Genomic DNA, 7298 nt, shown 5'->3' with positions numbered 1-7298 from the left:
ACCCCCTCCCGCGGGCGCCCCGGCGTGTCTGACTCCTCCCTCGGTCCCCCCCCCCCCCCCCCCCCCCCCCCCCCCCCCCCCCCCCCCCCCCCCCCCCCCCCGCAGGTCGGACGCGGGATTCAGGAACCGGGTCGCAGCGAGTTCCGGTACGGCGGCATGAACCTGAGCCGCGGCATCTGGTCGGCCAGCACCCCGCCGTCCACGACCAGGGTGGAGCCGGTGACGTAGCGGGCCGCCTCCGAAGCCAGGTAGGCGACCGCGCCGGCCACGTCGTCCGGTTGGCCGTACCCGCCCCGCAGCGGGATGCGCTCCTCCCACGCCGCCTCGAAGGCCTCGCGGTCGAAGGGGAAGTCGCCGTCGATCGGGGTGGCGATCATGCCGGGCGCGACGGCGTTGACGGTGATGCCGTGGGCTCCCAGCTCGGCGGCGAGCGAACGGGTGATCAGTTCCAGGGCGCCCTTGGAGGCGTTGTAGTGGGCCAGGCCGGCTTCGGCCATGAGGCCGTTCTTGGAGGAGACGGAGACGATCCGGCCCCGCACGCCGTCGGCGATCATGTGCTCGGCCACCCGCTGGGACAGGAAGAACGGCGCGTCGCAGTTGACCCGCATGACGGCCTGCCAGCCGGCCACGGTGATCTCGTTGAAGTGCTCAAGGCGAGCCACCCCGGCGTTGTTGACCAGGACGTGGATCGGCCCGTGGTCGCGCCGGACCTCGTCGGCGAGCCCGGCCAGGCCCTCGGTGTCGGCCAGGTCGAAGCCGTACGCGCAGCCCGCGCCCGGCCGGTCGACGGTGACCACCCGGTAGCCGTCGGCCGTCAGGCGCGCGGCGATGGCCTGGCCGAGGCCCCTGGCGGCCCCGGTGACCACGGCCAGTTCGGTCATGACAGCCCCAGCAGGTCGAGCGACGGGCGGTGGATGAGCTTCTCGATCTCCTCACGGTCCAGGGGCGGCAGCCCGGGGATGCCGGGGACCGCGCCGACCGCCCGCAGCCCCTCCACCGAGGCGTTCACCGTGGTGAAGGGGTAGTCGCTGCCGAACAGGAGCTTGGCCCACACGCCGTAGTCCTGGGCCAGGCGCAGGCTGTGCCAGAGCTGGAAGGGCCGGTAGTGCAGGGCCGAGACGTCGGCGTAGACGTGGCGGTGCTTGCGGATCACCGCGATGCACTCGCCCTCGTACGGGTGGCCGAGGTGGGCCAGGACCATGCGCAGCTCCGGATGCCTGATGGCGACCTCGTCCAGGTGCACCGGCAGGGCGTACCGCAGGGGGGCGGCCGAGACGAACGTGGTCCCGGTGTGCACGAGCAGCGGCAGGCCGTGGCGGGCGGCGTAGGCGTACAGGTCGTCCAGCTCGGGGGCGGCCGGGTCGAAGCCGGCGTACATCGGCATGAGCTTGATGCCGCGCAGCCCCAGGTCGCGGTGGCCGTGCTCCAGCTCGTCGCGCCAGCCGGGCTGGGTGGGGTCCAGCGACAGGTAGCCGATGAGCCGGTCGGGGTGCTCGGCCGCGTAGGCGGCCACGGCGGCGTCGTCCACCCACAGGCCCGAGCGCCTGGCCTTGCCGCCCACCACCACGGTACGGGTGCCGGGGGGCGAGGTGGCGGCGTAGTCCGCCCAGCGCACGGTCAGGTCGACGTGACCGCCGTGCGCGCGGGCGGACTCGGCCGCGAACGGGTCGCCGACGTCGTCCGGGCAGGTGAACAGATGGGAGTGGACGTCAACGATCACGCTTCTCCCAGCCCTCCTTGAACATGTTCCAGAACCGGTGGGAGGGCGGGTGCTCGGCGAAGACCTCGTCGGCCAGCTCGACGCCGAGCCCCGGCCGCTCCGGCAGCCCGATGTGGCCGTCGACCACGGGCAGGGCTCCCTTCAGCGCGTCGAAGACGTACGGCTCCAGCATGCCGTCGAACGTCTCCAGGACGAGCAGGTTGGGCATGCCGAGCACGGCGTGCACGGAGGCCGTGGTGCACAGCGGGGAGTTGGAGTTGTGCGGGGCGACCAGCATGGCGTGCACGTCGGCCTGCGCGGCGAGCTTCCTGATCTCGGTGAACCCGCCGGCCATCGACAGGTCGGGCTGGATGATGTCGACCGCGCCGGTGGCGAACAGCCGGGCGTACTCGTAGCGGTTGTGGAAGTGCTCGCCGCCGGAGATGGGCATGGCGGCGCGGGCGCGCAGCTCGGCGTAGCGCTCGATGTGCGTCCAGGGCAGCGGCTCCTCGAACCAGCCGAGGTCGAACGGCTCCAGCTCGCGCACCAGCCGGACGGCGGTCGGCATCGCGAAGCGGGCGTGCCCCTCGACGAAGAGGTCGAGGTCCGGCACGGCCTCGCGGACGGCCGCGACGATGTCGACCGAGAGCCGCAGCTCGGCCCGGGACAGCTCGCCCAGCCCGGCCCCGAACGGGTCGAACTTCAGCCCGGTGTAGCCGCGGGCGGCGACCTCCTTGGCCTTGGCCGCGAACACCTGCGGGTCGCGCTCGCCGGTGTACCAGCCGTTGGCGTAGACGCGCACCGAGTCGCGGCAGGCGCCGCCGGTCAGCCGGTAGGCGGGCACGCCCAGCGCCTTGCCCATGATGTCGTAGAGCGCCTGGTCGACGCCGGAGACGACGATGCCGCCGACGTCGCCGCCGCGCAGGAAGTCGCCCTGGTACATCCGCAGCCAGATCTCCTCGACGTCGAAGGGATCGGCGCCGATCAGGTGGCGCTGTGCCATGGCCTCGGTCAGCGAGCAGGTCTCCCGGCCCCGGTAGGGATGGGTGATCTCGCCGATGCCGCTCAGACCTTCGTCGGTGTGGACGCGCACGTAGGAGAAGTCGCGCCAGGCGGTGCCGAGCGAGAGGGTCTCGACGCGGCTGATCCGGCCGGCGGGACCGACCGGGCGCTTGGTGTCAACGGTGAGCATCGGCTCCGCCCATCGTGCTGGCGTCGGTGAGGTCGAGCACGTCGCCACGGGCCAGGGTGGCCGCGGCGGCGGCCGCTTCGAGCAGGTGGTCGACGTCGGCGTCGGTGTGGGCGTAGGAGACGTGGCTGCGCTTGAGGTTCAGCGGCAGCTCGAAGATGCCGTGCTCCAGCAGGCGGCGGCGGTACCCGATGAACATGTTGGCATCATTGCGCAGCAGGTCGTCGTAGGTGCGGGCGGGTCCGGTCATGAAATATCCGACGAAGACCGAGCCGTAGCCGCTGACCAGCGCCGGGAGGTCCAGCGAGGCGAAGACCTCGGCCAGCCCGGTCCTGATCCGCTCGCCGAGGCGGAAGACGTGCTCGTGCACCGGCTGCTCGCGCAGCTTGCGCAGCGTGGCCAGGGCGGCCGCCACGACGGCCGGGTGGCCGTTGTAGGTGCCGGCGAAGAAGGCGGGGCCGCCGGGCCGCGAGCTGAACAGCTCCATGAGATCGGCGCGACCTCCGAGCGCGCCCACCGGGTAGCCGTTCGCGATCGCCTTGCCCATGGTGGTGAGGTCGGGGGTGATGCCGGAGATCGCCTGCCAGCCGCCCAGGTGGTGACGGAAGCCGGTGATGACCTCGTCGAAGATCAGCACGCTCCCCGACCTGGTGCACTCGGCGCGCAGCGTCTGGAGGAACTCCTGCTCGGGCAGCAGGCAGCCGACGTTGTGCGGCACCGGCTCCAGGATGACGGCGGCGATGTCGTCGCCGTGCTCGGCGAACGCCCGGCGGACGGCCTCCGCGTCGTTGAACGGCAGGACCAGCGTGGCCTGGAGCACCTCGGGCAGGATGCCGGTCGAGATCGGGTCGTGCGTGCCGACCTTCTCCGGCGTGGAGATCACGTTGAGGCTGACCGCGTCGTGCCAGCCGTGGTAGCAACCCTGGAACTTCACCACGAGCCGGCGGCCGGTCGCGGCCCTGGCCACGCGCAGGGCGTGGAAGGTGGCCTCGCTGCCGGTGCTGGTCAGGAGCACCTTCTCCACGCTCGGCACGAGTTCGGCCAGCGTCTCGGCCAGCTCGACCTCACCCGTGGTGACGCCGACTCCGCACAGGTCGACCGTACGGCCGGCCTCGGCGACGGCCGCGCCGACGTCGGGGTCGTTGTGGCCGAGCAGCGGCGGGCCGAAGGCGGCGTGGTAGTCGACGAACTCCCGTCCTTGCGAGTCGCGGAAGCGGGCGCCGGCGGCATGGGTGATCACCAGGTCGGTGAGCCCGGGGATGCTGCGCTGCCCGCTGTTCACGCCGCCGGGGATGACCTGGCGTGCGCGCTCGGCTAGGTGCTTCAAATCTCTCTCCTCTGACGCGCTTCCCGGCCCGGCCCGGCCTGGGGAGCGCTGGTCATCCGCCACAAATTCCGAACAGTGTTTGGCAATACCGAACAGACGAGGGAGATTGAAACACGAAGATGGGTGGGGGTCAACGATGAATTCCGCTAAGCTGTTCGGCTGTGACGAACACTGCTGCTGAGGAATCGCGATATTGGGTCCGCAGCGTCGCCCGCGCCGCCGAGGTGCTGGAGGTCCTGTCCCGTGTGGGGCCGGGCGGCGGCATGAGCGTGACCGAGATCGCCGCGGCCTGCGGGCTGAGCAAGAGCGCCGCCTTCGCCACGCTCTACACGCTGCGCGGCTACAGCCTGGTCGCCGACGACGGCGAGGGCATGAACCGCCGCTACCGGCTGGGCATGGCGCTGGCCAGGCTGGGGGCCAGGGCCCAGGCGCAGCTCTCGCTGCGCGACGTGGCGCGGCCGGCGCTGGTCGAGCTCACCGAGCGGACCGGGATGAACTCCCGGCTCGCCGTGCCCGAGGCCGGGCAGGCGGTCGTCGTCGACCAGGTGAGCAACGGCGAGCGCATCCAGGTCGACCTGCGGATGGGCACCAGGGAGCTGCCCCATTGCACCGGGCTGGGCAAGGCGCTGCTGGCCGAGATGAGCGACGAGGAGGTCGCCAAGGTCGTCGGCCACGTCGGCCTGCCGCGCCGGACCGGCCACACGATCACCGAGCTGCCGCTGCTGCTGGCCCACCTGAAGACCGTCAGGGAGCTCGGCTACGCGGTCGACGACGAGGAGGACGCCGACGGGATCTTCTGCATCGGCAGCGCGCTGCGCGACCACACCGGCGCCTGCGTGGGCGCGATCAGCATCACCTCGCTCAAGCGCGACCTGCCCGCCTGGCGCTACCAGGAGCTCGGCCGGGAGGTGCGGGAGACCGCGGCGATGATCTCCCAGCAGCTCGGGCATCCCGCGTGACGGCTTGACAGATCCGCCACCACTGTCTAGCGTCCTCGCCAATCGTTTCGGGCGAAGATCCGACTCCGAGCGCCGCGGCCCCGGCGCCGGACGTCCTGGGCCGCAGCGCCGCCGCCTGCCCGCCTTCGCATGCCCGGCCTTCCCATCACCCCGTTCCCGAAGGCCTCCCCCCATGAACCATGTAAGCGACGTCGCACGCCTGCTCGCGCTCGACGCCTCCCGACTCGCCGACGGCACGCTGCTGCGTGTCGCGGGCTACCATCGCGCCGGTGACGGCGGCGGCAAGCTCGTCCGCTGGGACGCGGCCTCCACCGCGCCCGCCAACGGCGGCACGGTCCTCGGCTCCGCGCCGAAGGGCCGCTGGATCCAGCTCCACGACGGCCGCCTCGACTTCCGGGCCTTCGGCGTCCTCGACCACAAGTCGCCCGCGGACGCCGCGCTGGAGGCCATGGTCAACGACCCGGCCGTCTCCAGGATCGAGGCGCACACCGACCTCAACTTCGTCAGGCGCCACACCTTCCGGCGCTCGGACGTCGTGCTCGACTTCGGCGGCCACACCATGACCACCGAGGGCATCGAGAAGAACAGCCACGACAACCCCTTCGGCGCGGTCCTGTTCTTCCAGGGCGAGCGGACCCGGACCACCGTCACCGGCACGCTCACGGCCACGATCCCCGACCTGGCCGACGTCTTCGAGGTCGACTCCCGCTCGTTCCGGGTCGGCCAGTGGTGGGCCGTGGAGGTCGACGCGCTGGCGGGCACGTACGAGCGCGAGCTCCAGCGTCTGGTCCAGGTCACCCAGATCGTCGACGACCGGCACGTCCGGGTGAACTACAAGAACGGCTGGGAGCTGGCGGCCGGCCGTACGCTGACCTGGACGCTGGTCAACCCGGTCGAGCGCGTCGACGTGCGCGGCCTGCGCTTCGTGGCCGCGCCCGGCGGCGACGAGTACACCGGCTCGCACCCGATCGCCTACGAGTACGCCGTCCACTGCGACGTCGAGGACGTCCACGCCACCGGCAGCTTCTGGCCGGTGATCATGCGGCGCTGGTGCACCCACTTCCGCACCCGGCGCTGCAGCCTGAAGAACCCCCCGACCGTCATGTACGGCGGCGCGGGCTACCTGACCCAGCAGATCTACTGCCTGTACGGCCACGTCGCCGACTGCACCACCTCCAACGTCCGCCACCTCAACGACTTCACCGCCAGCGCCTACTGCACGGTCGAGAACTGCCACGGCGACGGCGACGACGAGGGCGGCAACCCCTTCACCACCCACGGCCAGTACGAGCACGACCTGGTCTTCACCGGCAACTCCGGCCTCATGGACATCGCCAACAGCGGCGCCCTGTGGGGCACCAGCGCCAAGCGCATCACCGTGCGCAAGCACCTGTGCTCGTGGTTCGTGGCCGGAACGAAGATCACCGACCTGACGCTGGAGGACGTGCGGGTGATCCCCCGCTCGACGTTCGACCCGGCGGGAACGCTCCAGGTGAACGCCGACGGCCTGCACATGCGCGGCTGCTCGGCCAGAACCGTCGCGATCGGCCAGCGCTCCAACCGCTCCGGCCGCCCCAACGTCATCGAGGGCTGCTCCTTCGACCTGCCCAAGGACCAGGTGCTGGTCCAGACGCCGGTGAGCAACGCGCTGCACTTCAAGGAGTGCGTCATCACCGGGCTCGACGGCGCCACGCTGCGCGGCTCCGGTCCCCTGCGCCTCACCGGGTGCGTCCTGAGCGGCAAGGGCCAGGTCTCGCTGGGCTCGTCCGACGTCGTGATCAGCGGCGGCCGGGTCGACGGCGTGCGGATCGAACTGAGCGCCGTACGCGACCAGCGGCTGCGCCTGGAGGGCGTCACGCTGGACGGCGCCGTCCTCGGCCGTGCCGCCGGTCCGGGCGTCCTGACCTGGGAACTGGCCGCCTGCACGGCCGACGCCACCCGCGTCGAGCTGACCGGCGGCGACAACCGCTTCCGCGCCGCCGGCTCCCGCTTCACCGGCGGCCGCCTCGACCTGACCGCCGCCACCGTCCTGGTGCACACCGGCTGCACCGAGGAGGGCGTCGAGCGCGCCTTCCCGCCCGCCGGCCCCCGCGTCCTCATCGCCGACACCCTCGCACTGTAAGG

At 71.9% G+C, this 7298-nt stretch carries 6 protein-coding genes; 2 read left to right on the top strand and 4 right to left on the bottom strand.

Translation table 11 applies throughout. The annotated features are described in order from the left end of the window. Window positions 1–119: 119 nt before the first annotated feature. From ACIA8R_RS26290 to ACIA8R_RS26275, 4 genes are read right to left on the bottom strand one after another with little or no spacing between them, the layout of a single operon-like run. A complete protein-coding gene (locus tag ACIA8R_RS26290; protein WP_397040916.1) occupies window positions 120–881 on the bottom strand; it encodes an SDR family NAD(P)-dependent oxidoreductase in 762 nt (253 codons plus the stop codon). Next, window positions 878–1720, bottom strand: a complete 843-nt coding sequence (locus ACIA8R_RS26285) for an amidohydrolase family protein (RefSeq protein ID WP_364100919.1) — start codon at window positions 1718–1720, stop codon at window positions 878–880. Before ACIA8R_RS26285 ends, ACIA8R_RS26290 begins: the two co-directional genes overlap by 4 nt. Further along, the gene (locus ACIA8R_RS26280) at window positions 1710–2891 is read right to left on the bottom strand and encodes a mandelate racemase/muconate lactonizing enzyme family protein (protein WP_364100916.1); all 1182 of its coding nucleotides are present in this window, start codon (window positions 2889–2891) and stop codon (window positions 1710–1712) included. Before ACIA8R_RS26280 ends, ACIA8R_RS26285 begins: the two co-directional genes overlap by 11 nt. Further along, window positions 2878–4215 carry an aspartate aminotransferase family protein gene (locus ACIA8R_RS26275; protein WP_357700522.1) on the bottom strand — a complete coding sequence of 446 codons (1338 nt, stop codon included), beginning with the start codon at window positions 4213–4215 and terminating at the stop codon, window positions 2878–2880. The genes ACIA8R_RS26280 and ACIA8R_RS26275 overlap by 14 nt, the downstream gene beginning before the upstream one ends. A gap of 161 nt (window positions 4216–4376) precedes the next feature. On the opposite strand from ACIA8R_RS26275, the gene ACIA8R_RS26270 reads away from it, so the two are divergent. Together ACIA8R_RS26270 and ACIA8R_RS26265 are read left to right on the top strand one after the other, a co-directional pair. Continuing rightward, window positions 4377–5174, top strand: a complete 798-nt coding sequence (locus ACIA8R_RS26270) for an IclR family transcriptional regulator (protein ID WP_364100912.1) — start codon at window positions 4377–4379, stop codon at window positions 5172–5174. 172 nt (window positions 5175–5346) lie between these two features. Then, the gene (locus ACIA8R_RS26265; RefSeq protein ID WP_397040914.1) at window positions 5347–7296 is read left to right on the top strand and encodes a hypothetical protein; all 1950 of its coding nucleotides are present in this window, start codon (window positions 5347–5349) and stop codon (window positions 7294–7296) included. Window positions 7297–7298 lie beyond the last annotated feature (2 nt).

The organism is Nonomuraea sp. NPDC051191 (genome assembly GCF_044455665.1).
Lineage (GTDB): Bacteria > Actinomycetota > Actinomycetes > Streptosporangiales > Streptosporangiaceae > Nonomuraea.
Note: the sequence above shows the minus strand (reverse complement) of the source record. Positions and strands in the feature narration are given on the sequence as shown.

What these genes read in the sequence shown, in the direction of transcription:
- ACIA8R_RS26290 (WP_397040916.1), bottom strand. Translation starts at nt 881, where the DNA reads ATGACCGAACTGGCCGTGGTCACCGGGGCCGCCAGGGGCCTCGGCCAG.
- ACIA8R_RS26280 (WP_364100916.1), bottom strand. Translation starts at nt 2,891, where the DNA reads ATGCTCACCGTTGACACCAAGCGCCCGGTCGGTCCCGCCGGCCGGATC.
- ACIA8R_RS26265 (WP_397040914.1), top strand. Translation starts at nt 5,347, where the DNA reads ATGAACCATGTAAGCGACGTCGCACGCCTGCTCGCGCTCGACGCCTCC.